Consider the following 23,642-nt stretch of genomic DNA (forward strand, 5'->3'; position numbering starts at 1 on the left):
TCATTCCTCAAACAGAATTGTTACATTTGCACACTTTTTGCGTTAGCGCTATGTTAGTGGAGTGGCTGTTATTTTGAGCATTGCGCGCACCAATATTAAACGGTAAAGGGCGGGTGGGATCATGACGAACCTCGTAGAAGTAGAAGACTTCACGCGACACAGTGAAGAGAAACGAACAAGCGCGTTCCAGCTGGAGGTCAAAACCTGGCTGGAACGCCATCCTGAAATGCAGTATGTCGATATTCTTCTTAATGATTTAAATGGGGTATTTCGCGGTAAACGCATTCCCATCTCCGCATTGGCAAAACTGGAAAAAGGGTGTTACTTCCCGGCCTCGGTTTTCGCTATGGATATTCTTGGTAACACCGTCGAAGACGCCGGACTGGGTCAGTCACTGGGCGAACCCGACCACCTCTGCATGCCGGTGCCCGGCACCTTAATTCCTTCTGCCGCCGATCCCAAGCACGTCGCTCAGCTGTTGCTGACCATGTGTAACCAAGATGGCACTCCCTTTGACGTTGAACCCCGTAATGTCCTCAATCGGCTGTGGCAACAGCTGCGCAATCGAGGATTGTTCCCGGTGGTAGCGGTAGAGCTGGAGTTCTATCTGGTGGATAAAAAGCGTGATGCGGAGGGCTTCATTCAGCCGCCGTGTTCGCCGGGCAGTGACGAACGCAATATGCAGAGCCAGGTGTATTCGGTGGATAATCTCGATCACTTCGCCGACGTACTGCGGGATATCGACCATCTCGCCAAGCTGCAAGGCATTCCCGCCGATGGCGCACTGGCGGAAGCTTCGCCCGGCCAGTTCGAAATCAACCTGCATCACACGCGCGACGTGCTGAAAGCCTGCGATCACGCTATTCAGCTGAAACGACTGGTGCGTCAGGTGGCGGAAAATCACGGCATGACCGCCACTTTCATGGCCAAGCCTTACGAAGAGTACGCGGGCAGCGGCATGCATGTGCATATCAGCATGCTGGATGCCGCCGATCACAATGCTTTTGCTTTGGATGACGGCAGCGATTCACCGCTGATGAAACGGGCGCTGGCGGGCATGATCGATTTAATGCCGGCCTCGATGGCGCTGCTGGCGCCAAACGTAAACGCCTATCGCCGCTTCCTGCCAGAAGCTTATGTGCCATTGCAGGCCTCGTGGGGACATAACAACCGCACGGTTGCGCTGCGTGTGCCTTGTGGCGATGCGGATAACCATCGCATCGAGTATCGCGTGGCCGGTGCGGATGCAAATCCCTATCTGGTGGTGTCAACAATTCTTGCCGGTATTTTGCACGGTCTGGATAATCAGCTACCTTTACCGCATGCGGTGCAGGGCAATGGACATGAAGCAGAAGGGCTGGCATTACCGATTCGGCAGAGTGATGCGCTGTATGAATTCGAGAATAGCTATCCGCTGCAAAAGCTGCTGGGCGAGCGTTTTAGCGGGGTGTGGCACAGCTGCAAACAGTACGAACTGATGCAGTTTGAGCGCTTAATCACCTCGACGGAAATCGACTGGATGCTCAAGAATGCCTGAGTGCCGGAAGAATTGATCTAACGTCTTGTGCCGATGGCATAAGTTGGGGCAAAATACGCGCCCTGCAAAATGAGAACTAACCGACGTTAACCGCGTCGGTTATTTTTTTGCATGATGTACTCACTGACATTCACACGAGGCCGGACACGCATCCGGATAGATAGATACTGACAAACACGCTTGTGCGTGAGATTTGAGGAAAACAAAGATGGGACTGTTTAACATTGCACCAGCGCAGGCTGGTTCTCGCTTCCGTGATGACTACGGCGCCGCGACAATCGTAAACACTTATATCACTTCTCACTGCAGCAAATTGCGCAGTAGCCCTGTAGCCCAACCGATCGCGGTTGTCGTCTGCGGGGGCCTGAACAATGTCGCTTAACACCTCTGCCGCACCTCAGCGTGCACACCTGAAAAAATCTCTGACCCTGATCCCGGTTGTCATGATGGGCCTGGCGTATATGCAGCCAATGACCCTGTTTGATACTTTCGGTATCGTGTCTGGATTGACCGACGGCCACGTCGCCACCGCTTATGCTTTCGCCCTGATCGCGATTCTGTTTACTGCCGTGAGCTACGGCAAGCTGGTACGCCGCTTCCCATCTGCGGGCTCCGCTTACACCTATGCTCAGAAGGCAATCAGTCCGCACGTCGGCTTTATGGTTGGCTGGTCATCACTGCTGGACTACTTGTTCATGCCGATGATCAACATCCTGCTGGCGAAAAGCTACTTTGAGACGCTGGTGCCGGGCATTCCGTCATGGATTTTCGTGGTGCTGCTGGTGGCCTTTATGACCATCTCCAACCTGCGTGGAATCAAAACCGTTGCCAACTTCAACAGCGTGATCGTGGTGCTGCAGGTGGTAGTGATGGTAGTGATTACCGGCATGGTGGTTTACGGTGTGGCACACGGTGTTGGCGAGGGGACATTGACCAGCAGCAGACCGTTCTGGTCTGAGAATGCGCACGTTGTCCCGATGATTACCGGTGCGACCATTCTCTGTTTCTCGTTCCTTGGCTTTGACGGTATCAGTTCGCTGTCAGAAGAGACCAAAGATGCTGAACGCACGATCCCGCGCGCGATTTTCCTCACCGCGCTGATTGGTGGTGTGATCTTTATCGGTGTTTCTTACTTCCTGCAGCTGTACTTCCCGGACATCTCGCGTTTCCAGAATCCGGACTCTTCACAGCCAGAGATCATGCTGTTCGTGGCGGGTAAAGCGCTGCAAATTGGCATCCTGATCTTCTCGGTGGTGACGGTGCTGGCATCCGGTATGGCCGCGCACGCAGGCGTTTCGCGTCTGATGTACGTGATGGGCCGCGATGGCGTGTTCCCGCAGCGTTTCTTTGGCTTCGTGCACCCGAAATACCGCACGCCGTCACTGAACGTGCTGCTGGTAGGTGCGGTAGCGCTGATGGCGATCAACTTCGACCTGGTAACCGCAACTGCGCTGATTAACTTCGGTGCGCTGGTGGCGTTCACCTTTGTGAACCTGTCGGTGATTGCGCAGTTCTGGATCCGTGAGAAGCGTAACAAGACGCTGAAAGATCACATCAACTATCTGGTGCTGCCGGTGATGGGCGCTCTGACAGTCGGTGCGTTGTGGATTAACCTGGAAGAGACCTCCATGGTGCTCGGCCTGGTGTGGGCAGCGATTGGTATTATTTACCTCGCCTTTGTGACCCGCACCTTCCGCAACCCGGTTCCGCAGTTCAGCGAAGAAGTGTGATTTGATCGACGTCGCTGTCCCCCTCCTCGGTCCTCCCCCATAAATGGGGGAGGAAGATGCTGCCATATGTTCGTTCTGAAGCTGCATGTGGCAGCGTCTCCTTCCCCCGCTTGCGGGGGAAGGCCGGGATGGGGGACAGCGAGCACGGATCGAGTAGGGGACAGCACGCACTATCCCGCCAACACCAACTCCCAACTCCCCGCACCTAACGCCTCGCGTCCCGCTTTACTCAACCCCGCATCGGTAATCAAGGTATCAAACCGCTCCAGCGGTAACGCCAGATGCGTCGCAATCTTGTTGTACTTCGAACTGTCGCTTAACAACACGCGCTTACTACTCACATCGCTCGCCGCCAGCTTCACCGGCACCTTATCCTCATCCGGCGTAAACAGCCCGCGCGGGCCCCAGCAGGACGCGGAGATAAACGCGATATCAATCGCCAACTGGCGCAAACTTCTGGCGGCCGCTTCACCGACGCTGGAACGGTTCTCACGACATACCGTGCCGCCGGTGTGAATCAACTTGCAGCCGCTGCTCTCCATCAGCAGGCGCGCAATCACGAAATCGTTGGTCACCACCAGCAAGTCATCACGATCAAGCAACTCGCGCGCCAGCGCCAGTGTGGTGGTGCCGGCATCGAGATAGATGCAGCTATTACGCGGAATATGACGCGCGGCATACTGCCCAATCGCCATCTTCTCGCCGCTGTACATATTGGTTTTCGCCAGATGCGATGGCTCCGCCGCCAGGCGATCTGCTGAGCGCACGCCGCCCGAAACAGACAATACCGCACCTTGCTCTTCCAGCTTCTGCACATCGCGACGTATCGTCATATGCGACACACCCAAGCGCTCAGTGAGCTCGGCAATGCTAACCACGCCGCGTTCGCCCACCAGCGCTAAAATTTGTTGATGACGTTCAACCGGAATCACAATGCTCTCCCTGAATTATCATTTTTTCACATTGTAGATCATCGATTCACAGCTCGCAGCACAATTTATCTTGCCGTAATCTAAGCAGAAATCCCATCTGGACTGACTTCGAAGCGCTAACCTCCGGCTGTGAATCCATGTTAATCAATGAGCAGCTAAGTTAATTTTTGTGATATCACGCACGTTTATTCGCCACTGACTGCGGCAGACTTAACACCAATGAACAAATTATCACTTAAATTAACAATGGAGGTTTGCTATGTCAGCAACCGTGAATAACATCGGCGTGATTGGTTTAGGTTCCATGGGCATGGGTGCAGCGCAGTCTTGCATCCGTGCAGGATTAAATACCTGGGGTGTTGATCTCAATCCGCAGGCGCTGGAAACCCTGCGTCAGGCCGGTGCGCGGGATGCGCAAACCTCCGCTGCCCGCTTTGCCGCTGAACTCGATGCGGTACTGCTGCTTGTGGTGAATGCCGCGCAGGTTAAAGCAATCCTGTTCGGTGAAAACGGCGTGGCGGCGCAGCTCAAGCCCGGCACCGTGGTCATGGTCTCTTCTACCATCTCTTCACAGGATGCGCAGGCGATTGAACAACAGCTGGCGCAGCATCAGTTGCTGATGCTGGATGCACCGGTTTCCGGCGGCGCAGCCAAAGCCGCAGTTGGCGAGATGACGGTAATGGCGTCCGGCAGCGATGAAGCTTTTGCCCTGCTCAAGCCTGTGCTGGATGCGGTGGCGGCGAAAGTCTATCGCGTGGGCAGCGAAATCGGTCTCGGCTCAACCGTAAAAATCATTCACCAGTTGCTGGCGGGCGTGCACATTGCTGTGGGCGCTGAAGCGATGGCGCTGGCCGCGCGCGCTGGAATCCCGCTCGACACCATGTATGACGTGGTGACCAACGCCGCCGGTAACTCATGGATGTTCGAGAACCGCATGCGTCACGTGGTGGATGGCGATTACTCGCCGAAATCAGCGGTCGATATCTTCGTTAAAGATCTCAATCTGGTGGCGGATACCGCCAAGTCGCTGCACTTCCCGCTGCCGCTGGCTTCTACTGCGCTCAATATGTTTACCGAAGCCAGCAACGCCGGCCACGGTCGTGAAGATGACAGCGCGGTGATCAAGATCTTCAGCGGCATCACGCTGCCGCAGGCGAAGGAGAAGTAATCATGCGTTTAGGCGTTATTGCAGACGATTTTACCGGCGCAACCGACATCGCCAGTTTCCTGGTGCAGAACGGTCTGCCGACCATCCAGTTCAACGGCGTGCCGGAAAGCCACGACGAGCTGAGCGCGCAGGCGATTGTTATCAGCCTGAAGTCACGCTCATGCCCGGCGCAGCGGGCGATCGATCAGTCGCTGGCCGCGCTGCAGTGGCTGCAACAGCAGGGCTGCAATCGTTTCTACTTCAAATATTGTTCCACCTTCGACAGCACCGAGCAGGGCAATATCGGCCCGGTGACCGATGCGCTGCTGGCAGCCTTGGGCGAAACGCAAACGGTGATCTCGCCGTCGCTGCCGGTTAACGGTCGCACGGTGTATCAAGGCTATCTTTTTGTCGCCGATCAGCTGCTGTCCGAATCGGGCATGCGCCATCATCCGGTAACGCCAATGACCGACAGCAATCTGGTGCGTTTGATGACGCGCCAGGCCAAAGGCCAGGCCGCAGTGATCAACGCCGCGCAGCTCGATCAAGGTGCTGATGCGGTGCGTGCGCAGCTGGATACCCTGAAAGCGCAGGGCATCAACTATGTGGTGCTGGACGCGCTGCACGAGCAGCATCTGCTGACGCAGGGCGAAGCGCTGAAAGAGACGCGCCTGGTGACCGGCGGTTCAGGCCTGGCGATCGGTATCGCCCGCGCCTGGGCAACGCAGCAGCAGAACAGTGATGCTGAACACGCCGGGCGCCCACAAGGCGATCGCGCGGTGGTGATCTCAGGCTCCTGCTCGCAAATGACCAACCGTCAGGTGCAGGCGTATCGTCAGCAAGCGCCATCGCACGAAGTGTTGGTGGAGCGCTGCCTCGACAATGTCGAAAGCTATGCACAGGAGCTCTGTGACTGGGTGGAAGCCAATCATCAGTCCGAACTGGCACCTTTGCTGTTTGCTACCGCCGATGCCCAGCAGCTGCAAGCCATTCAGCAGCAATACGGCGCGGCGCGCAGCAGTGAAGCGGTTGAGCAGCTGTTTGCTGCCGTAACGCGTGAGCTGAAAACCCGCGGCTGGCAGCGCTTTATCGTCGCCGGCGGTGAAACCTCGGGCGTGGTGGCACAAAACCTTGGCGTTACCGCATTCCACATTGGCCCGATGATTTCGCCGGGCGTGCCGTGGGTGCGCGATATCCATCAGCCGCTGTCGCTGGCGCTGAAATCAGGCAACTTTGGCGACGAACAGTTCTTTGCCCGCGCACAACAGGAGTTTTCAGCATGACGGAACAACAAGCACGGGAAGAAATGGTGCAGCTCGGCGCGTCCTTCTTTCAGCGCGGTTACGCCACCGGTTCAGCGGGCAATTTGTCGCTGCTGCTGGAGGATGGCAACTTGCTGGCGACGCCAACCGGCTCCTGCCTCGGCGAACTGCAGGCCGATCGCCTGTCGAAAGTGACGATTCAGGGCGAATGGATCTCCGGCGACAAGCCGTCGAAGGAGGTGGCTTTTCACCGCGCGCTCTACCTGAATAATCCCGCGTGCAAAGCGGTAGTGCATCTGCACAGCCACTATTTGACGGCGCTCTCCTGCCTCAACGATCTCGACACTGAAAACTGTATTCGTCCGTTCACGCCGTATGTGGTGATGCGCGTCGGCGATGTGCCGGTGGTGCCGTATTACAAGCCGGGCGATCAGCGCCTGGCAGACGATCTGGCCAATCTGGCCTCGCGCTATAACGCCTTCCTGCTGGCCAATCACGGTCCGGTGGTGGTGGGCAAATCCCTGCGCGAAGCTGCCAATAACACTGAAGAACTGGAAGAGACCGCGCGCCTGATGTTTACGCTCGGTGACCGCTCGATTCGTTATCTGACCGATAGCGAAGTCGCGGAATTGAGGAATGTTTAATGCCTAAGTTTGCAGCCAATCTATCTACGCAGTTCGGTGAGTTGCCGTTTATCGAACGCTTTGCCGCCGCGGCCAATGCCGGTTTTCGCGCCGTTGAATTCCTGTTCCCGTATGACTTTCCGGCCGAGGTGATTAAAGCCGAGCTGGAAAAACATCAGCTGGAGCTGGTGCTGTTCAACACCGCCGCCGGCAATGTGCAAGCGGGCGAGTGGGGCGTTTCTGCCATTCCGGGCCGTGAACAGGAAGCGCGTGGCGATATCGATCGGGCGCTGGAGTATGCGCTGGCGCTCAACTGCCAGCAGGTGCATGTGATGGCGGCAACGGTGCCAAACGGTGCCGATCGTGCCGCCTATGAAGAGACTTTCGTGCGTAACATGCACTATGCCGCCGAGCGTTTTGCGCCGCATGGCATTCGCCTGCTGCTGGAAGCGCTCAATCCGGTCACCAAGCCGAATTATCTCTACTCCAGCCAGCATCAGACGCTGGCAATGATGGCGCGGATCGATCGTCCCAACGTCTTTACCCAGCTCGATCTGTTCCATGCGCAGCTGGTGGACGGCAATCTGACCCATCTGATTCGTGAATACGCGGGTCGTTATCGCCATATTCAGATCGCCTCTGCGCCGCATCGTCACGAGCCGGATGAAGGCGAGATCAACTATTCCTATCTGTTCAACCTGCTGGATGAAGTGGGTTACGACGGTTGGGTGGGATGTGAATATATCCCGCGCGGCCGCACTGAAGCGGGCCTCGGCTGGTTCGCGCCTTACGCTGAATAACCACTGATTTATCACCAACGCAGCGGCATGTCCGCTGTGTTGGGTTAGTCATATCTGAATCTGCCAATACCAGAGAAAGCTGTACCCTAAAAATACTTATAAAATAGAGGATTATCATGTCAACCGCGTTGTTGTTAGCTATCGCTACCGCCAGCATCGTGATTTTGCTGCTGCTGGTGATTAAAACCAAAGTACACCCCTTTGTGGCGCTGCTGATTGTCAGCTTGCTGGTGGCGATTGCTACCGGCATTCCAGCCGACAAAATCATGGAAACCATCTTTAGCGGGATGGGGAACTTGCTGGGGCATATCACCATCATCATCGTGCTGGGGGCGATGCTCGGCGCAGTGATTGAAGCTTCCGGCGGTGCGGAGTCGCTGGCGCAACGCTTCAGTAAATCGCTGGGCATCAAGCGTACCGTGGCGGCGCTGACCATGGCGGCGTTTATCCTCGGCATTCCGGTGTTCTTCGAGGTCGGCTTCATCATCGTGATTCCGCTGATTTATGGCTTCACCAAAGTGGCGCGCGTGTCACCGCTGAAGTTTGGCTTGCCGATGGCGGGCGTGATGCTGACGGTGCATGTGGCGCTGCCAACCCATCCCGGTGCGGCGGCAGCAGCGGGCATTCTGCACACTGATATGGGCTGGCTGATGATGCTCGGTATCCTGATCTCGATTCCGGTGGGTATCGTCGGTTATTACGTCGCGAAAGCGATGAACCTGCGCCAATATCATCTTTCCGTTGATGTATTAGAACAGTTGCAGCTGGCGAAGCCGGAAGGCAAGCCGAAGAACGACGCGCCAGCGCCGGGTGCGCTGACTATTACCGGTCTGATTGTTGTGCCGATTCTGTTGATCGTCATGGGCACCGTTGCGCACACCACGCTGGCCGAAGGCAGCACGCTGCGTGCGGTGATGACGGTGATCGGTACGCCAGCCATTGCGCTGCTGATTGCGCTGGGACTGGCGGCGTGGCTGCTCGGCGTGCGTCGCGGCTGGAGCAAAGAGAAGTTAGAAGATCTCACCGGACGTGCGATTCCCAGCTCTGCCAGCGTGATTCTGGTGGCGGGCGCGGGCGGCGCGTTTGGTAAGGTGCTGGTGGAATCGGGCGTGGGCAAAGCGCTGGCGTTGACGCTGGAAACCTTGCATCTGCCATTAGTTCCGGCGGCCTTTATTCTGTCGCTGGCGCTGCGCGCTTCGCAGGGATCGGCGACGGTGGCGATTCTGACCACCAGCGGTTTGCTGAGCCAGGCGGTGGGCGATGTAACGGATATGCAGCGTGTGCTGGTGACGCTGGCGGCCTGTTTCGGTGGGTTAGGTTTGTCGCACGTCAATGATGCGGGCTTCTGGGTAGTGACGCGCTATCTGGGCTTGTCGGTGGCCGATGGCCTAAAAACCTGGACGGTGTTGACTACGGTGATGGGGCTGAGTGGTTTTGCACTGACGTGGCTGGTGTGGGGGATGATTTAGGTTTTCAGGTCGCCATAAATGGCGACCCTACAAAAACCAACTCTCTCAATCCGTAGGGTCGCCATTCATGGCGACCTCAATCAACATCCGCAGAGGACTAAGACACCAACTCCTGCGCATACAAATACAGCGCCTTCAGCTGCGCCATCTTCTCCGTATTCCCCTCATGCAAACTCGCCAGCGACTCCAGCTCCAGCAAGAACGCCTGCACGCGCTCGGCATTCAGCGCTTCGCGGCGATGCTGCAACCAGCGCTGCTGTTCGGCGTCATCCAGGGTGCCAGGGAAGTTGCGCGCACGGTAGCGGAACAGCAGTTTAGCAATGCGCTTATCGTCGAAGGTCAAATCCAGCGCCGGTAAATTTTGCGGCGGCGTCTGGCGGATGATATTCATGCCAGCGCGATCGGCATCGCTAAAGAAACCGTCATACAACTGCGCGTCAACATCATCTGACGGGGTAAACGGCTCGGCGTCGGCAAACAGCGCCACCACTTTCTCACGCACTTCCGCGTGGTCACGCAGCAGCTTGAGATTAGCGAGGCACTGCTGACGATCGATGTTGAGCCGCGCGGCATCTTCCGGACGCAGCGTGCTGGCGGGCGCCAGCACGGGACACTTATTAATGTGCACCAGCTTGATCGGCACCGCAGGCAGATCGCCCAAATCGCTGTGGCGGGTATATAAACGCTCGCGCAGTTCGTCAGATTCCAGCGTCAGCAGCGGCGACATATCACCGGCCAGATCGGCGACAATCAGCGCGTTACGGTTATCCGGATGCCACGCCAGCGGCACAATCCAGCTGGTGTTACCGCGCGCCGCGCCGAACATGCCGGAGACGTGCACCAGCGGTTTCATCTGCGGGATATCAATCAGCGTCATCAGTTTCTGTTTGTTGCGATGGGTAAACAGAAACTCAAACAGCTTCGGCTGCTTCTCTTGCACCAGTTTCGCCATCGCCAGCGTGGCATAAACGTCGGACATCGCATCGTGCGCCTGTTCGTGCGCCACGCCGTTGGCCTTGGTGAGATGCTCCAGCTTGAAGCTGGGGAAGCCATCGTCATTCTCCGGCCACTCAATGCCTTCCGGACGCAACGCGTAGCAGGCGCGCATCACATCGAGTAAATCCCAGCGCGAATTGCCGTTCTGCCAGCTCCAGCCATAGGGATCGAAGAAGTTGCGATAGAAGATATTGCGCGTCACTTCATCATCAAAACGCACATTGTTGTAACCAATCACACAGGTTTGCGGCTCGCTAAACAGGCCGTGAATGCGTTCGGCAAACGCCGCCTCGGTCACGCCGCGCGCTTTGGCGGTTTGCGGCGTAATGCCGGTGATCATCACCGCTTCCGGCTGCGGCAGATAATCGTCGGCTGGCTGGCAATAAAACACCTGCGGTTCACCTACTGCATTGAATTCTTTATCGGTACGCAGGCCCGCGAACTGCGCCGGACGGTCCAGCGACGGGCTTTTACCGAAGGTTTCATAATCGTGGAATAAAAAGGTGAACTCAGAGGCGGGCACGGCGTTATCCTGGCAATGGAGAATCAACGCACAGGATAGTCGTCCCTGGGTAGCAGTACAACCTCGATCATCCTCGCTGCGAGCGGGCGCGCAGCATTTATGCTCAGTTCATACTTTTTTTCAATTTATTCAGATCTGTAAGCGCTATTTGCCGTAAAACGTGCGGCGGTAAATTCATTTTATGATTTTGAGGAAGAAGTGTTGAAAAGGCGTCTGCTGGTAACTGTATCTGGAATAATTATTTGGGCATCGTGGGCGCAGGCTGACGACAGCATGCCGTTTCCCCTGACACCACCGCCGATTGATGCGGCTTCATGGGTGTTGATGGACGCCACCACCGGACAAATTCTCACCGCTGGCAATCCGGATGAAGAGCGTAACCCGGCCAGCCTGACCAAACTGATGACCGGCTATGTCGTGGATCGCGCTATCGATCAGAATAAAATCAGCCGCGATGACAAAGTCACTATCGGCAAAGATGCGTGGGGCGCAGGCAATCCGGTGTTCAAAGGCTCGTCGCTGATGTTCCTCAAGCCGGGCGATCAGGTCACGGTGCGCGACCTTATGCGCGGCGTGATCATCGATTCCGGTAACGATGCCTGCGTAGCGCTGGCGGATCACGTGGCCGGCAGCGAAAGCAGCTTCGTCACCATGATGAACAGCTACGTGCAGAAACTCGGCCTGTCGCACACCCATTTTGAAACCGTGCACGGCCTCGACGCGCCGGGCCAGCACACCACCGCACGCGATCTGGCGGTGCTGTCGCGCGCCATCATCAGCGGCGAGCCCGATTTCTACGCCATGTACGGTGAGAAAACCCTGACGTGGAATGGCATCACCCAGAACAACCGCAACGGCTTGCTGTGGGATCAAAATCTGCACGTCGATGGTCTGAAAACCGGCCACACCGAAAGCGCCGGTTTTAACATCATCGCCTCTAACGTCGTCGGACGTCATCGCTTGATTGCGGTGATCATGGGCGGCAAGAGCCCGAAAGGGCGTGAAGATCAGGCGCGCAAGCTGCTGGTGTGGGGCCAAAACAGCTTTGATACCGTGCAACTGTTCCACGCAGGCAAAAAAATCGGTAGCGAAAACGTCTGGTACGGCAATCCGCATAAGGTCGATGTCGGCACCACGCAGGATATCTATCTGTCGCTGCCGCGCACCGAAGTGGCCAACGTGATGGCGAAATACGTTATCGATCGCAAAGATCTGGAAGCGCCGCTGAAAGCGGGCGAGCAGATTGGCGAAATTCAGGTGATGGACAAAGATAAGCAGCTGGCCAGCTATCCGCTCTACGCGCTGCAAGCGGTGGAAGAGGCAGGCATCATTACGCGCATCAGCGATTACGTAAAACAGAAACTGTAATCCGCCGCGTATTTCAGCGTCATCATCGTCGCCGTTATGCGGCGGTGATGGCACAATCGCTGTTTCTGCTACTGACAAGAGGCAAGGTATGAAAGCATCGATTGTTGAACGTAATCCGCAAAGCTGGCTCGGTTACCATTTGCAAGGTCCGTGGCAGGAAACCGTGCCGCGCGGCTTTAACCAGCTGAAACGCTGGGTGAGCGAGCACCACGCTGGAGGTGAATGGCTGGCGATCTATTACGGCAATCCGCAGGAGCTGCCGCCTGAAGAGCTGCGCGTGGAAACGGTGATTACCGCGCCAGAGGATGTGATTCCAGCGGCGGGCGACGATATCGAAAAAGGGTTATTGCCGGGCGGCCGCTATTTTCATGCGCGCGTTGAAGTGCTCAACAACGATTTCTTCGGCGCGTGGCACAGTTTGTTTGATAGCTTAAACGCGCAGGGCGGCTGGCAAGTCGACAATCGTCCGTGCTTTGAGCATTACCTTTCTGATGGATCCGAGAGCGGTAACTGGCTGGTGGATATGTATATCCCGGTACGTGCGGCTGAATAAATTTCGCGGTCACCATAAATGGCGACCCTACAAAACCGCACCCGTCGATTCACCATGAATGACGAACATACAGCTCCGCATCCGTAGGGTCGCCATTCATGGCGACCTTTTTCAATGCCCGCACAAAACTGTATGCGTTACATCAATGTTTCCATTGGGAAAATCAGATGTAGCGCCCATGTTGTATTTCAGCAAAAGACGAAAAAAAATTGCGTTCTACCCTAATGATGCAGTCGTCGCCAGGGTAACATAGCGCGCAAATTTTTAGCGTTCCCGGACAACCATGTTACGCGCTGACAAGCCCATCTCGCAGATTGAGTTCTGGTTCTACCGCCACTATCGCGCCGTGCACGGCGTGCGCATCGCTATCGCTTTTGTGCTGTGTTTCCTGTTTGTGCGGCTCACCGACATTCCCGAAGGCACCTGGCCGCTGATTACGCTGGTGGTGGTGATGGGGCCGATTTCCACTTGGGGCAACGTGCTGCCGCGCGTGGTGCAGCGTATAAGCGGCACCTTTGCCGGACTGATTTCTGGTCTGATCGCGCTCAAGCTTGAGCTGTTTTCACTGCCGGTGATGCTGGTGTGGTGCGCCGTAGTGATGGTGGTCTGCGGCTATCTGACGCTGGGAAAACATCCCTACATGGCGCTGCTGATTGGCATCACGCTCGGCGTGGTGGTTGGCGCACCGGCCGGGGATTTCACCATCGCCATGTGGCGCGGTGGCGATGTGATTCTCGGTTCACTGATGGCGCTGCTGTTTAGCGCCATCTGGGCGCAGCGAGCCTATACGCATTGGCGCATCCAGTTATCGGATGCGTTTATCGCCATGGCCAAACTGCATCACACCGGCTTCTCCGCCAATTTGCTGGAGAAACCGCGGCTGAATAAACCTTTTCAGAAATTGCTGAGTAGCGTGATCAAAATGCGCGCGTTGCTGGAGCCGGCGAGTAAAGAGACGCGCATTCCGAAATCGGTGTTTGAGGCGATCCAAACCATCAATCGCAATCTGGTCAACACCATGCAGATGCAGATTGATGCATGGTGGTCGTCGCGTGAAAGCCACTTGATTATGCTTAACGCGCCCACGCTGCGCCGCACCCAGCAGATGACGGAAGACACGTTGAATGCGCTGGCAACGCTGATGGTGAAAGGCGAAACCGAGCAGATCACCGCCAACAGCCACGCGCTGGAAGAGATCACCCAGGAACTGGAGCAGCTGATTGCTAATCGCAGCGGACGTTCCGAAACCACGGCGATTTACGGCTACGTCTGGTTGAGCCTCGAACAGGCGCGTCAGCTGGAGCGTATGACCGATTTAGTGCGTCTGGCGCTGCGTAAATAGTTTTCTCAGGCAAGGACTTAATGTGAATCACCCTTTCTTTGCGCTAAGATAAGCGCCAGTCCGAATTTAGCGGTGAGAATTGCAACCCTGGCGGCCAAACCGCTAAGCTAAACGTTATGACTATTCCGCCTGCCGACGCAGGCCTCAAGAAAGGTGCCAACATGGAAAATGCCAAGCAATCATTTCAGGACGTACTGGAGTTTGTGCGTATGTTCCGTCGTAAAAACAAACTGCAGCGCGAAATCGTGGATAACGAGAAGAAAGTCCGTGATAACCAGAAACGTGTGCTGCTGCTGGACAACCTGAGTGAATACATCAAACCAGGCATGAGCATCGAGGCGGTGCAGGAAATTATCGCCAGCATGCGTGTGGACTATGAAGACCGCGTTGATGAGTACATCATCAAAAACGCTGACCTCTCCAAAGAGCGTCGCGAGCTGTCGAAGAAGTTGAAAGCGATGGGCGAGCCAAAAGCGCATTAAATCGTAGGGTCGCCAATAATGGCGACCAGGCGCGCAGCAATGCGCAATCCATATGAAACAGCGCGACGAATCGCGCTGTTTTTTTATTCCGCCGCCAACTCCCACCACAGCTTATCCAGCGCGTAGTAGCGGTCGCGTTCGGACTCGGGCTGATTCAAGTCGCGTTTCCACGGTTTCGCCAGAATAAAGTGCAGATTCTTCACTTCATCTTCGCGCCACATCTTGCTGTGCTGGAACGGCAATGTTTTCAGTGCATTGTATTTATACGAAAGCGGCAGCCAGCGATCCTCGAACACTTCATTAAGCAAATCCTGCTCGGAGAACGGATAGCGGCGCAGATCGGTAATGCCCGCCACTTTTTCCTGCAGCCACTCAAATACCGCCAAATCCGGCTTCAGCACCAGGAAACCGCCGTTCAGGTAGCGATCGAGCGTAGATGGTGCCGGTTCGCCGCGATCCTGCCAGGTATAGTGACAATTCTCTGGCTGCCAGCTGGCGGGATAGCTGGCGATCTTGTTGGGGTTGCAGCGACAGGCGTGGCACGCTGCCAGCGCATGCTTGCCCAGATCGAGCGTAAACAGCTCATCCATATTGTGCAGCACCAGCATGTCGGCATCGAGAAATACTACGCGCTCACAATCAACCAGCTCCCACGCGCGCAGCTTGCTCCACACTTCACCGAACTGCGCCGAAGCGTAATGCTGCTCCAGTTCGGCATTCGGCATCAGCGGCTCCACCGGATGGATCACGCAGCCCAGCGCCTGCAACGCTTCACGCGTCTCCAGATCGATGGCGTCGGTGACCATCACAATCAGCGGCCAGCGGGTTTCACTGCGTTTCAGCGAGCGGTGCAGCGCCTTCACGCCAATAAAATAGTCCGGCTGCGTTAACAGCGTTACCCATGCAAACATGGTTTCTCCCCTTCAAACTTAATCAAACAAAGCAGTGACATAGTCATTGCTAAAACGGCGTTGTGGATCGAGCTGGTCGCGCACTGCGCGGAAAGCATCCCACTGCGGATAGATATCGCGCCACTGATAGCGCTGCGGATCGTAATATTTGCCCCAGTGCGGACGTCCGCCTTCGGCCGCCAGCAGCTTCTCGACTTCAGTGAGAAAATGCAGGCCATCCTGCGACAGCGAACCGTCATCAGCGTAATAGACCACAAAGCCAAAGAAGCAGGTGGCGTGCTGATACGCCGGGCTGAGCCAGCCTTCAGACGCGCCGGTACAGCGCAGAATGATCGGATAGTGCATGTGCGGATGATTCTCGGCGTACCAGGCTTTGATCTTGCTGATAATCTGCGGCGTTTTCTCTAGCGGCACGCCGATCTCGACGTTGATCTGCGGCACGGCAATGCCGCGACAAAATAGCTGATAGATATCGCCGCTGATGTCGGTGAAATCGCGGAAACGCGTCACGGTGCGGAACTGTTTACCCCCTTTGCCGTGAATCTGCGTATCGCGATGCATCTGCGCCAGCGTCTGGTCGATGGTGTCATTCAGGCTGCTGTCGGTGTCATCGCCATGCTCAATCACCTCGCGCTGATTGGCGTGCCATGCCTGCGACTCTTCAGCGCTGGCTTCGTGCGCGTTCCACACGTGCATCAGGTTGTCATCGACAAACCACCAGGCTTTGCTCATCTCATACTGCTGGTTCCATTCGATTAGATCGTTCTCCAGCGTATCGGCGGAGACGGCGAATTTGTGGCAGGTAAACAGGCGGAAAGGGCGGGTGCGCAGCGTTACGGCCGTCACAATGCCCAGGGTGCCGAGCGAAACCTGTGCGGCAGCGAAATCGGGCTCGCCGCGCACAAATTCACGCACGCTGCCGTCAGCCAATACCATGCGGATGCGCAGCGCTTCATCGGCGATTGAGCTTTGTGCTAAACCCTGGCCGTGCGTGCCGGTAGCCATCGCGCCCGCCAGCGTTTGCACCGCAATCACGCCCGGCGACGAGGCCAGCATGCGATCCATCTCGGTTAAGGTGCTGTAAACCTGTTCCAGCGGCGTGCCGGCGGCAAAGGTGACGCTGTCTTCGTCTTGCGCAAGCATGCCGTTGAACGCGCTGAGATCCAGCAGCAAATCCTGCTCATCAACGCCGAGCATGCGGCCCGGCGACAAGCGGTTGCCCAGCACGCGCACTTTACCGCTGGCGGTGCGCAGCAGTTGTTGCAACTCCGCTTCAGTTTGCGGCTGTTGTAACTGACTACGCTGACCAACCACCGTGTTTTGCGCCCAGTTCCACAGTGCGCTGTCCTGATCGGTATTCTGCGTATGACGTAAGGGATAAAGGTGGGGATCTTTGTTCACTACGGCGTTCCTTAGTCTGTGGTCTGTGACGGTCCCAAATTTAAAAGCGTAGACCATCAGCGCGCAGCCGCAGCCTACGGGGCTTTGCGCACATAACGCAGCGTGGCGGTGACGGCTAACTGGCGGTTTCGGCGGATGCTGTCTTCCTCGCTATCGTTCGGCGTGAACAGCGTATGAAAGGTGTAGCGATTGGAGACGTGGTGCACACAAATGCTGCTCAGCAAGCGGTGCACATCCACGGTGTCCAGCCCATCCATAAACAGCCCTTGCTGCTGGCCGCGCGTCAGAATGTCATCCAGCACATCGAGTGCACTTTTGTTCAGCGCCTTGATGCGTTCGGATTGCATGATGTAGCGCCCGCGCAGCAGGTTTTCGGTACACACCAGCCGCATAAAGTCCGGGTGCGAAACGTGGTAATCAAAGCTGGCTTCCACCAGCTTGGTCATCGCCAGTTCCGGTGCCATCTCGGCGAGATTAAGGCCGGTTTCATGCTGGCGAATCGCCTGATACACCTGCTCCAGCACCTCAATATAGAGCTGCTCTTTATTGCCAAAGTGATACACCACCATGCGTTTGGTGGTTTGTGCGTGCTCAGCGATCTGCTCCAGCCTTGCGCCCTGCATACCAAACTCGGCGAACATTTTCAGCGCACCGGCGAGGATGCGTTTCTTCAGCCCTTCAGGGTCATTTTTTCGTTTAGGTGTGTTGTCCGACATAGCGCTCAGTAACAAGTCCATCAAAAGGGAGAGGATAACACAGCCATTTTCTCGCTTGTGGCGATGCGAGCGGCGCTGCGGCTTTATGCTTTTCAGGAATAGCATTTCTGAATAAATCATAATGCAGGAATAAGCAACTGCGTATACTGCGGTCATCTGTCGTTACGACAGCTTATTTTGACTCGCGCAATTATAACGATTAGGAAGCATTTTATGCACACACGTCTGTCATCAGTAAAAAATAAATTCCTGTTAACGGCTGGCGCCTTACTGCTGGCCAGCGCGGCGCTGTCGCCGCTGTCCATCGCCCACGCGGCGGATAAAACCTCGGTAAAAGTCGGCATTATGAGCGGCGAGGATGAAGATGTCTGGCGCGAAGTGATCAAACAGGCGGCGGCAAAAGGCTTAACGGTGAAAACCGTGATCTTCAACGATTACAACCAGCCGAACGAAGCGCTGCAAAACGGCGAAGTGGATGCCAACGCCTTCCAGCATCAGCCGTTCCTTAATAACCAAATCAAGGTCAATCACTACGACATCGTGCGCGTCGGCGATACCGCCGTGTGGCCGATTGGTCTCTACTCGAAGAAAGTGAAAAGCGCCAAAGCGCTGAAAGAGGGCGCGGTGATTGGCGTGCCAAACGATCCCTCTAACGAAGCGCGCGGTCTGGTGCTGCTTGAGCAACAAGGCCTGATCAAGCTGAAGCCGGGCGTCGGCATCGCGGCCACCACCGCCGATATCACCTCGAATCCGCATCATCTGAAAATCAAAGAGCTGGATTCCGGCATCATCGGCCGCTCCGTTCCTGATCTGGATGCCGCCGTCGTCAACACCGATTGGGCGCTGAAAAGTGGCCTGACCGCAGAAGACCGTATTGCGCAGGAGCCGGTAAAAGATAATCCGTACAACAACTTTATTGCGGTGAAGAAAGAGAACGTCAGCGCGCCGTGGGTGAAAACGCTGGTGGCTTCTTATCAGAACGATGCCGTGAAGACCGTGTTTGACAAGGTCTACAAAGGCACGGGCGAAACGGCCTGGTAAGGAACGAATAAGATGACGTTATTCTCAGCAGCCGAAACGCCCTTTACCGCCGTCAAACGCGGCGTGGTGGAAAGTGCCCACGACGAGGCGCAGGTGAAGTTTCGCGACAGCGGCAGCGTGGTGCGCCTGCAAGGCGTGTCACGTCGCTTTGGACAAACCCAGGCGCTGCGCGATATCTCGTTGACGGTGCAGAAAGGCGAAATTCTTGGCCTGATTGGACGCAGCGGCGCGGGGAAATCCACGCTGATCCGCTGTCTCAACGGGCTGGAACAACCTGATGAAGGCGTCATTGAAATCGAAGGCCGGAACATCACCGGCCTGTCGGAAAAACAGCTGCAAACGGTGCGCAGCCGCGTTGGCATGGTGTTCCAGCACTTCAATCTGTTATCAGCAAAAACGGTGGCGCAGAACGTTGCGCTGCCGCTGAAAATTGCCGGCATGGATAAAGCGCAACGCCAGCAGCGCGTGGCGGAACTGCTGGAGCTGGTAGGGCTGGCGGACAAGGCGCAAAGCTATCCGGCGGCGTTATCCGGCGGCCAAAAACAGCGCGTTGGTATTGCCCGTGCGCTGGCGGCCAGCCCGGCGCTGCTGCTGTGCGACGAAGCCACCTCGGCGCTCGATCCGGAAACTACGCGCTCGATTCTTGCGCTGCTCAAATCCCTGAATCAAAAACTCGGCATCACCATTCTGCTGATTACCCATGAGATGGAAGTCATCAAATCTGTGGCGCATCGCGTGGCGGTAATTGATGCCGGTGAAATTATTGAACAAGGTCCGGTTTGGCAGGTGTTTGCGCATCCCAACTCGCAATTGACGCGCACGCTGCTGCGCGGTTTGCTGCCGCAGCTGCCGGAAAATATTGCCGCGCGCCTCAGCGATGAGATACAGGGCGACGCCATCTACAGCGTGCACTTTGCCGGTGACGATGCGCAGGGCGATCTGCTAACCCGCTTTGCCGGCGCGCTGCCGGGCAAATTCCGCCTGCTGCAGGGCGGCATCGATCACATCCAGCACTACGCGGTGGTGCGTTTCTTTATTGCGCTCCCGGCGGCGAACGCGGCCGACGAGCAACAGATTCTCAGCTGGCTGCACGCGCAGCAGGCTCAAGTGGAGTTGGTGGGTTATGTCGCCAGTCATGATTGATCTTTTACTCAATGCGTTAGGCGAAACGGTATTAATGACGGTGATTTCCGGCCTGTTTTCGCTGGTGGCCGGCTTGCCGCTTGGCCTGATTCTGGTGATGACCAGCCCCGGCGGCATCGCCGAGCATCGCGGCGTTAATCGCGTGCTGGGCCTGATCATCAACAGCTTCCGCTCGCTGCCGTTCATTATTCTGCTGGTGGCGCTGATCCCCTTTACCCGTTTTCTGGTTGGCACCTCGCTCGGCACCTGGGCCGCGATTGTGCCGCTGTCGATCACCGCCACGCCGTACTTCGCGCGCGTGGCCGAAGTGTCGTTGCGGGATGTCGATCGCGGCCTGATTGATGCGGTGCGCGCCATGGGCGCTAGCAAGCTGCGCATTGTCTGGGATGTGCTGATCCCGGAAGCGTTGCCCGGCATCCTCTCTGGTTTTGTGGTTACGCTGGTGGCGCTGATTGGTGCTTCGGCCATGGCCGGCGCGATTGGCGCAGGCGGACTGGGCGATCTGGCGATCCGTTATGGCTATCAGCGCTTTGAAACCTCAGTGATGATCGCGGTGATCGCGGTGCTGATTGTGCTGGTGTGCGGCATTCAGTGGCTCGGCGACCGGTTAGTGCAGCGTATTGATAAGCGCCATTGATTATCACTGATGCGCGATAAATCGCGCCGCTACGAATACGTGCATCTACGGTAGCGGCGCAATCTATTGCGCATTGTTTTGCCAAAGGAGAATGCTCATGTCGCTGAATCCACTTCAGCTCACGCTCGAAAACAGCCTCGAACAACACAGCGCCGCTTACCTCAAGGTATCGCAGGCGATATTTCAAAATCCTGAAACCGGCAACAACGAATATTTCGCCAGCGAGCAGCTGACACAGTTACTCAGGGCGCAGGGTTTTGACGTCACACTTAACGTCGCGGGGCATGAAACCGCGTTCTACGCGGTCAAGGCCAGCGACAAACCGGGCCCCACCATCGCTTTTCTCGCAGAATATGACGCGCTGATCGGCATCGGTCACGCCTGCGGTCACAACCTGATTGGCACCACCAGCGTGGCGGCGGCCATCACGCTGTCGCAGGTGCTGGATCAAACCGGTGGACGCGTGGTGGTGTTAGGCACGCCAGCGGAAGAGGGCGGATTAGCCGGACCGGGCGGACCCAAAGGCAACGTGAAAAAGCGCTTTGTCGAAGCCGGCTACCTCAAAGATGTCGACGTGGCGCTGATGGTGCATCCTTCGGGCAAAACCCGCCTGACTGAATCCACGCTCGCCAATAATCATCTCTATTTCCACTTCTATGGCAAGCCGTCACACGCTGCCAGCGCGCCGCATGAAGGGATTAACGCGCTGGATGCGCTGGTGCTGCTCTACAACGGCATCAGCGTGCTGCGTCAGCAGTTGCCAGATGGCGTGCGCGTGCATGGCATTATCACCAACGGCGGCCAGGCCCCAAACGTGATCCCGGAATACGCGTCGGCGCACTACTACATCCGCGCGGACAGCCGCGAAGTGGTGGAATCCCTTGAGCCGCGTCTGCGCGCCATTGCCGAAGGCGTGGCGCTGGCGACCGGCGCGCGCGTCGAGATTGACCATCAGATTGGCCCGCGCGATTTCAAACTCAACTCAGCGCTGGATGCCTTGCTGCTGGAGGAGTTCAGCGCGGCTGGCGAGCAGGTTGATCTCTCGCCGCAGAAGAACAAAGTCTCGACCGATGCCGGCGACATCAGCCACGCGGTGCCGACGGCGCATCCGTGGCTGAAAATCGGCTCCGACGATCTGATTTTCCACACCGTGCCCTTCCGTGAAGCGGCCAACTCTGAGCGCGGCTATCAGGCGCTGCTGATTGGCGCGCGCGTGCTGGCCCGCACCGGCTTACGTCTGCTGATCGATGCGGACGCCTTAAACAACGTCAAAGCGGATTTCGCGCGACAACCATAAAGGAGAGTGTTGTGTCGCAAACGTATCGCAGAAAACTGAAAACGCTGGTCGGCGCCAGCAGTGTGATTTCCGCCGCCAATGACAGCCAGCCAGGCGTGGGCATCACGCGCGCCATTGAACTGGCGAAGATTGCCGAGCGCGAAAAGATCACCGGGCTGTTTACCGCCGATTTGCTGCAGGCCGATCCGGCCGGATTAGCCGGCACCACCGGCACGCAAGATCCGCTGATTGCGCTGGCGGCATTGAGCCAGGTGACTTCGCACATCGGTTTAATCGCCACCGTCAGCACCAGCTGGCTGCATCCGTATAATCTGGCACGTCAGGTTGGCACGCTCGATCACATCAGCGGCGGCCGCGCGGGTTGGAACGCCGTGACTTCATCAGTTGGCGAGGAGAACTTTGGTGAAAGCCAGCTGCCGCCACCGCAGGAGCGCTACGCGCGCGCCACCGAGTTTATCGAAGTGATGAACGCGCTGTATGACGCCAACGAACGCGCGGCAGTGCAGCGCACGGCCAGCGGCGGCATTCGTCTCGATCACAGCAAACTGCACCCGATTAACTATCGCGGCGACTATTTCCAGGTGGCGGGTCCGCTTAACGTACCGCCGCCGCCACAGCGTCGTCCGGTACAATTCCAGGCGGGACAATCCGAAGCGGGCGTAACCCTCGGCGCACGTTATGCCGAAGTGATTTACACCTCGCAGCCCACCTTCGATGCCGCGCAAACCTTCGTGGCTGATGTGCAGCAGCGGGCGCGACGTTTTGGCCGCGAACACAATCCGCCGCTGATCATGAACTCGTTCCACGCCATCATTGGCGACAGCGACGCCGATGTGGCGCGCCGTTTGCGCGATAAGCATGAACGCATCAACTATGAACAGGGCAGATTGCGCGTGGCCGACATGCTGGGCGGCGAGGTGGATCTACGCGATTTGCCGCTCGACCAACCGCTGCCCGCCGCGTTGATTCCCGAACTGGCGCAGGTGCATCGTCGTCAGGGGCGCGCCGCCATTTTCCGTGGCTATGCGTTGGAAGGATTAACCCTGCGCGAGCTGATCATTAAAGCTGAAGAGACCGGCCACTGGTTTGTCGCCGGAACGCCAGCAACCCTGGCCGATGCCATCGAACAGCGCTACCGCGCTGGCGTGCTGGATGTGATTTCGCTGCATGGACTCGGCCAGCCCGATCAGCAGGATTTGCTGCTCAACGGCCTGCTGCCAGAACTGCGTCGCCGCCAGCTGATCGATACAGATTATGTCGGCAACGATTTCCGCAGCAGTTTGGAGCTGGCTCCGCTTGCGTAGTTGCTCGTGGTAACCTGGCAAATCCTCAAAAACACAAAACCCCGCTCAGGTTTCCCTGAGCGGGGTTTTTGAATTTGGCTCCTCTGACTGGACTCGAACCAGTGACATACGGATTAACAGTCCGCCGTTCTACCGACTGAACTACAGAGGAATCGTGTGAACGAGGCGCATATTAGCGATGCCGATCCCCGTTGTCAAAGCCCGACTGCACACTTTTGATTTAAGTGCGCGTAAAAGCAGCGGAATGCTGCTTTTCTGACTTGAATGATCAGATTCTAAACTGCCAGCAAGATCTCACTTTAAACGCAATTCCTTTGAGATGTTAGAGGCATGTCAAAGTTTTGTTATTTGCCGATTTTAAAACAATCATTTCAGTGCTTTTATGATGAAAGTTTCAAATGTCAATCAGATGAAATAAATGAACTGCT

The 23,642-nt window shown here is 56.7% G+C and carries 21 protein-coding genes and 1 tRNA gene; 16 read left to right on the forward strand and 6 right to left on the reverse strand.

Annotation, left to right across the window (positions count from 1 at the left end; all coding sequences use genetic code 11):
* Positions 1 to 121: 121 nt before the first annotated feature.
* Together K5Y32_RS15020 and K5Y32_RS15025 are read left to right on the forward strand one after the other, a co-directional pair.
* Positions 122 to 1,537 (forward strand): glutamine synthetase family protein, encoded by a 1,416-nt coding sequence (locus K5Y32_RS15020; protein ID WP_255602665.1) that lies wholly within the window; start codon positions 122 to 124, stop codon positions 1,535 to 1,537.
* A gap of 371 nt (positions 1,538 to 1,908) precedes the next feature.
* The gene (locus K5Y32_RS15025) at positions 1,909 to 3,267 is read left to right on the forward strand and encodes an APC family permease (protein ID WP_101763400.1); all 1,359 of its coding nucleotides are present in this window, start codon (positions 1,909 to 1,911) and stop codon (positions 3,265 to 3,267) included.
* Between the two features lie 170 nt (positions 3,268 to 3,437).
* On the opposite strand, the gene ygbI is transcribed toward K5Y32_RS15025, so the two are convergent.
* On the reverse strand, positions 3,438 to 4,199 hold the full coding sequence (ygbI, locus tag K5Y32_RS15030) for a DNA-binding transcriptional repressor YgbI (RefSeq protein ID WP_222184833.1): 762 nt from the start codon (positions 4,197 to 4,199) through the stop codon (positions 3,438 to 3,440).
* A gap of 259 nt (positions 4,200 to 4,458) precedes the next feature.
* Here ygbI and ltnD point away from each other — a divergent pair, with 259 nt between their 5' ends.
* From ltnD to K5Y32_RS15055, 5 genes are all read left to right on the forward strand, one after another.
* Positions 4,459 to 5,367 carry an L-threonate dehydrogenase gene (gene ltnD / locus K5Y32_RS15035; RefSeq protein ID WP_154190111.1) on the forward strand — a complete coding sequence of 303 codons (909 nt, stop codon included), beginning with the start codon at positions 4,459 to 4,461 and terminating at the stop codon, positions 5,365 to 5,367.
* 2 nt (positions 5,368 to 5,369) lie between these two features.
* Positions 5,370 to 6,629: a 3-oxo-tetronate kinase gene (gene otnK, locus K5Y32_RS15040; protein ID WP_255602666.1), complete on the forward strand. Its 1,260-nt coding sequence runs from the start codon at positions 5,370 to 5,372 to the stop codon at positions 6,627 to 6,629.
* Complete coding sequence (locus K5Y32_RS15045; RefSeq protein WP_222184835.1) at positions 6,626 to 7,252, forward strand: aldolase; 627 nt, start codon at positions 6,626 to 6,628, stop codon at positions 7,250 to 7,252. The genes otnK and K5Y32_RS15045 overlap by 4 nt, the downstream gene beginning before the upstream one ends.
* Positions 7,252 to 8,031 carry an HPr family phosphocarrier protein gene (locus K5Y32_RS15050; RefSeq protein ID WP_222184837.1) on the forward strand — a complete coding sequence of 260 codons (780 nt, stop codon included), beginning with the start codon at positions 7,252 to 7,254 and terminating at the stop codon, positions 8,029 to 8,031. The genes K5Y32_RS15045 and K5Y32_RS15050 overlap by 1 nt, the downstream gene beginning before the upstream one ends.
* Before the next feature lie 116 nt (positions 8,032 to 8,147).
* Positions 8,148 to 9,500 carry a GntP family transporter gene (locus K5Y32_RS15055; RefSeq protein WP_137386087.1) on the forward strand — a complete coding sequence of 451 codons (1,353 nt, stop codon included), beginning with the start codon at positions 8,148 to 8,150 and terminating at the stop codon, positions 9,498 to 9,500.
* Between the two features lie 97 nt (positions 9,501 to 9,597).
* Here K5Y32_RS15055 and sbcB read toward each other — a convergent pair whose 3' ends face one another.
* Entirely contained in the window at positions 9,598 to 11,019 is a 1,422-nt protein-coding gene (sbcB, locus tag K5Y32_RS15060) for an exodeoxyribonuclease I (protein ID WP_110866679.1), read from the reverse strand.
* Positions 11,020 to 11,220: 201 nt separating this feature from the next.
* Between sbcB and dacD the strand changes: the two genes are divergently transcribed.
* From dacD to tmaR, 4 genes are all read left to right on the forward strand, one after another.
* Positions 11,221 to 12,387, forward strand: a complete 1,167-nt coding sequence (gene dacD / locus K5Y32_RS15065) for a serine-type D-Ala-D-Ala carboxypeptidase DacD (protein ID WP_192233442.1) — start codon at positions 11,221 to 11,223, stop codon at positions 12,385 to 12,387.
* 88 nt (positions 12,388 to 12,475) lie between these two features.
* A complete protein-coding gene (locus K5Y32_RS15070) occupies positions 12,476 to 12,940 on the forward strand; it encodes a GyrI-like domain-containing protein (protein ID WP_222184839.1) in 465 nt (154 codons plus the stop codon).
* A 283-nt stretch (positions 12,941 to 13,223) separates the two neighbouring features.
* Positions 13,224 to 14,282 (forward strand): FUSC family protein, encoded by a 1,059-nt coding sequence (locus K5Y32_RS15075; protein WP_222184841.1) that lies wholly within the window; start codon positions 13,224 to 13,226, stop codon positions 14,280 to 14,282.
* Positions 14,283 to 14,443: 161 nt separating this feature from the next.
* Positions 14,444 to 14,764 (forward strand): PTS system regulator TmaR, encoded by a 321-nt coding sequence (gene tmaR / locus K5Y32_RS15080; RefSeq protein ID WP_222184843.1) that lies wholly within the window; start codon positions 14,444 to 14,446, stop codon positions 14,762 to 14,764.
* A gap of 83 nt (positions 14,765 to 14,847) precedes the next feature.
* Here the strand turns inward: tmaR and K5Y32_RS15085 are convergent, their stop codons facing one another.
* The 3 genes from K5Y32_RS15085 to K5Y32_RS15095 form a co-directional block, all read right to left on the reverse strand.
* Entirely contained in the window at positions 14,848 to 15,675 is an 828-nt protein-coding gene (locus tag K5Y32_RS15085; protein ID WP_222184845.1) for a glycosyltransferase family 8 protein, read from the reverse strand.
* An 18-nt stretch (positions 15,676 to 15,693) separates the two neighbouring features.
* The gene (locus K5Y32_RS15090; RefSeq protein WP_222184847.1) at positions 15,694 to 17,076 is read right to left on the reverse strand and encodes a D-arabinono-1,4-lactone oxidase; all 1,383 of its coding nucleotides are present in this window, start codon (positions 17,074 to 17,076) and stop codon (positions 15,694 to 15,696) included.
* A 74-nt stretch (positions 17,077 to 17,150) separates the two neighbouring features.
* Entirely contained in the window at positions 17,151 to 17,792 is a 642-nt protein-coding gene (locus K5Y32_RS15095; RefSeq protein WP_222184848.1) for a TetR family transcriptional regulator, read from the reverse strand.
* A 213-nt stretch (positions 17,793 to 18,005) separates the two neighbouring features.
* Here K5Y32_RS15095 and K5Y32_RS15100 point away from each other — a divergent pair, with 213 nt between their 5' ends.
* The 5 genes from K5Y32_RS15100 (at position 18,006) to K5Y32_RS15120 (ending at position 23,214) form a co-directional block, all read left to right on the forward strand.
* Positions 18,006 to 18,833 carry a MetQ/NlpA family ABC transporter substrate-binding protein gene (locus K5Y32_RS15100; protein ID WP_222184850.1) on the forward strand — a complete coding sequence of 276 codons (828 nt, stop codon included), beginning with the start codon at positions 18,006 to 18,008 and terminating at the stop codon, positions 18,831 to 18,833.
* A 12-nt stretch (positions 18,834 to 18,845) separates the two neighbouring features.
* The gene (locus K5Y32_RS15105; protein ID WP_222184852.1) at positions 18,846 to 19,976 is read left to right on the forward strand and encodes a methionine ABC transporter ATP-binding protein; all 1,131 of its coding nucleotides are present in this window, start codon (positions 18,846 to 18,848) and stop codon (positions 19,974 to 19,976) included.
* Positions 19,957 to 20,613 carry a methionine ABC transporter permease gene (locus tag K5Y32_RS15110; RefSeq protein ID WP_192233454.1) on the forward strand — a complete coding sequence of 219 codons (657 nt, stop codon included), beginning with the start codon at positions 19,957 to 19,959 and terminating at the stop codon, positions 20,611 to 20,613. The genes K5Y32_RS15105 and K5Y32_RS15110 overlap by 20 nt, the downstream gene beginning before the upstream one ends.
* 97 nt (positions 20,614 to 20,710) lie before the next feature.
* Entirely contained in the window at positions 20,711 to 21,910 is a 1,200-nt protein-coding gene (locus K5Y32_RS15115; RefSeq protein ID WP_222184854.1) for a M20 family metallopeptidase, read from the forward strand.
* 11 nt (positions 21,911 to 21,921) lie between these two features.
* Positions 21,922 to 23,214 (forward strand): NtaA/DmoA family FMN-dependent monooxygenase, encoded by a 1,293-nt coding sequence (locus K5Y32_RS15120; RefSeq protein WP_222184856.1) that lies wholly within the window; start codon positions 21,922 to 21,924, stop codon positions 23,212 to 23,214.
* A gap of 75 nt (positions 23,215 to 23,289) precedes the next feature.
* Here K5Y32_RS15120 and K5Y32_RS15125 read toward each other — a convergent pair.
* Positions 23,290 to 23,365, reverse strand: a tRNA-Asn gene (locus tag K5Y32_RS15125).
* Between the last annotated feature and the right edge of the window lie 277 nt (positions 23,366 to 23,642).

Source organism: Pantoea sp. DY-15, assembly GCF_019795935.1.
In the GTDB taxonomy this organism is placed as follows: domain Bacteria; phylum Pseudomonadota; class Gammaproteobacteria; order Enterobacterales; family Enterobacteriaceae; genus Pantoea; species Pantoea leporis.

Excerpts from the sequence above, each read along its gene's own strand:
- K5Y32_RS15075 (WP_222184841.1), top strand. The coding sequence starts at position 13,224 with ATGTTACGCGCTGACAAGCCCATCTCGCAGATTGAGTTCTGGTTCTAC.
- K5Y32_RS15045 (WP_222184835.1), top strand. The coding sequence starts at position 6,626 with ATGACGGAACAACAAGCACGGGAAGAAATGGTGCAGCTCGGCGCGTCC.
- K5Y32_RS15105 (WP_222184852.1), top strand. The coding sequence starts at position 18,846 with ATGACGTTATTCTCAGCAGCCGAAACGCCCTTTACCGCCGTCAAACGC.
- otnK (WP_255602666.1), top strand. The coding sequence starts at position 5,370 with ATGCGTTTAGGCGTTATTGCAGACGATTTTACCGGCGCAACCGACATC.
- K5Y32_RS15085 (WP_222184845.1), bottom strand. The coding sequence starts at position 15,675 with ATGTTTGCATGGGTAACGCTGTTAACGCAGCCGGACTATTTTATTGGC.
- tmaR (WP_222184843.1), top strand. The coding sequence starts at position 14,444 with ATGGAAAATGCCAAGCAATCATTTCAGGACGTACTGGAGTTTGTGCGT.
- K5Y32_RS15070 (WP_222184839.1), top strand. The coding sequence starts at position 12,476 with ATGAAAGCATCGATTGTTGAACGTAATCCGCAAAGCTGGCTCGGTTAC.
- ltnD (WP_154190111.1), top strand. The coding sequence starts at position 4,459 with ATGTCAGCAACCGTGAATAACATCGGCGTGATTGGTTTAGGTTCCATG.
- K5Y32_RS15115 (WP_222184854.1), top strand. The coding sequence starts at position 20,711 with ATGTCGCTGAATCCACTTCAGCTCACGCTCGAAAACAGCCTCGAACAA.
- K5Y32_RS15095 (WP_222184848.1), bottom strand. The coding sequence starts at position 17,792 with ATGTCGGACAACACACCTAAACGAAAAAATGACCCTGAAGGGCTGAAG.
- K5Y32_RS15025 (WP_101763400.1), top strand. The coding sequence starts at position 1,909 with ATGTCGCTTAACACCTCTGCCGCACCTCAGCGTGCACACCTGAAAAAA.
- K5Y32_RS15055 (WP_137386087.1), top strand. The coding sequence starts at position 8,148 with ATGTCAACCGCGTTGTTGTTAGCTATCGCTACCGCCAGCATCGTGATT.
- K5Y32_RS15050 (WP_222184837.1), top strand. The coding sequence starts at position 7,252 with ATGCCTAAGTTTGCAGCCAATCTATCTACGCAGTTCGGTGAGTTGCCG.
- K5Y32_RS15020 (WP_255602665.1), top strand. The coding sequence starts at position 122 with ATGACGAACCTCGTAGAAGTAGAAGACTTCACGCGACACAGTGAAGAG.
- K5Y32_RS15110 (WP_192233454.1), top strand. The coding sequence starts at position 19,957 with ATGTCGCCAGTCATGATTGATCTTTTACTCAATGCGTTAGGCGAAACG.
- K5Y32_RS15100 (WP_222184850.1), top strand. The coding sequence starts at position 18,006 with ATGCACACACGTCTGTCATCAGTAAAAAATAAATTCCTGTTAACGGCT.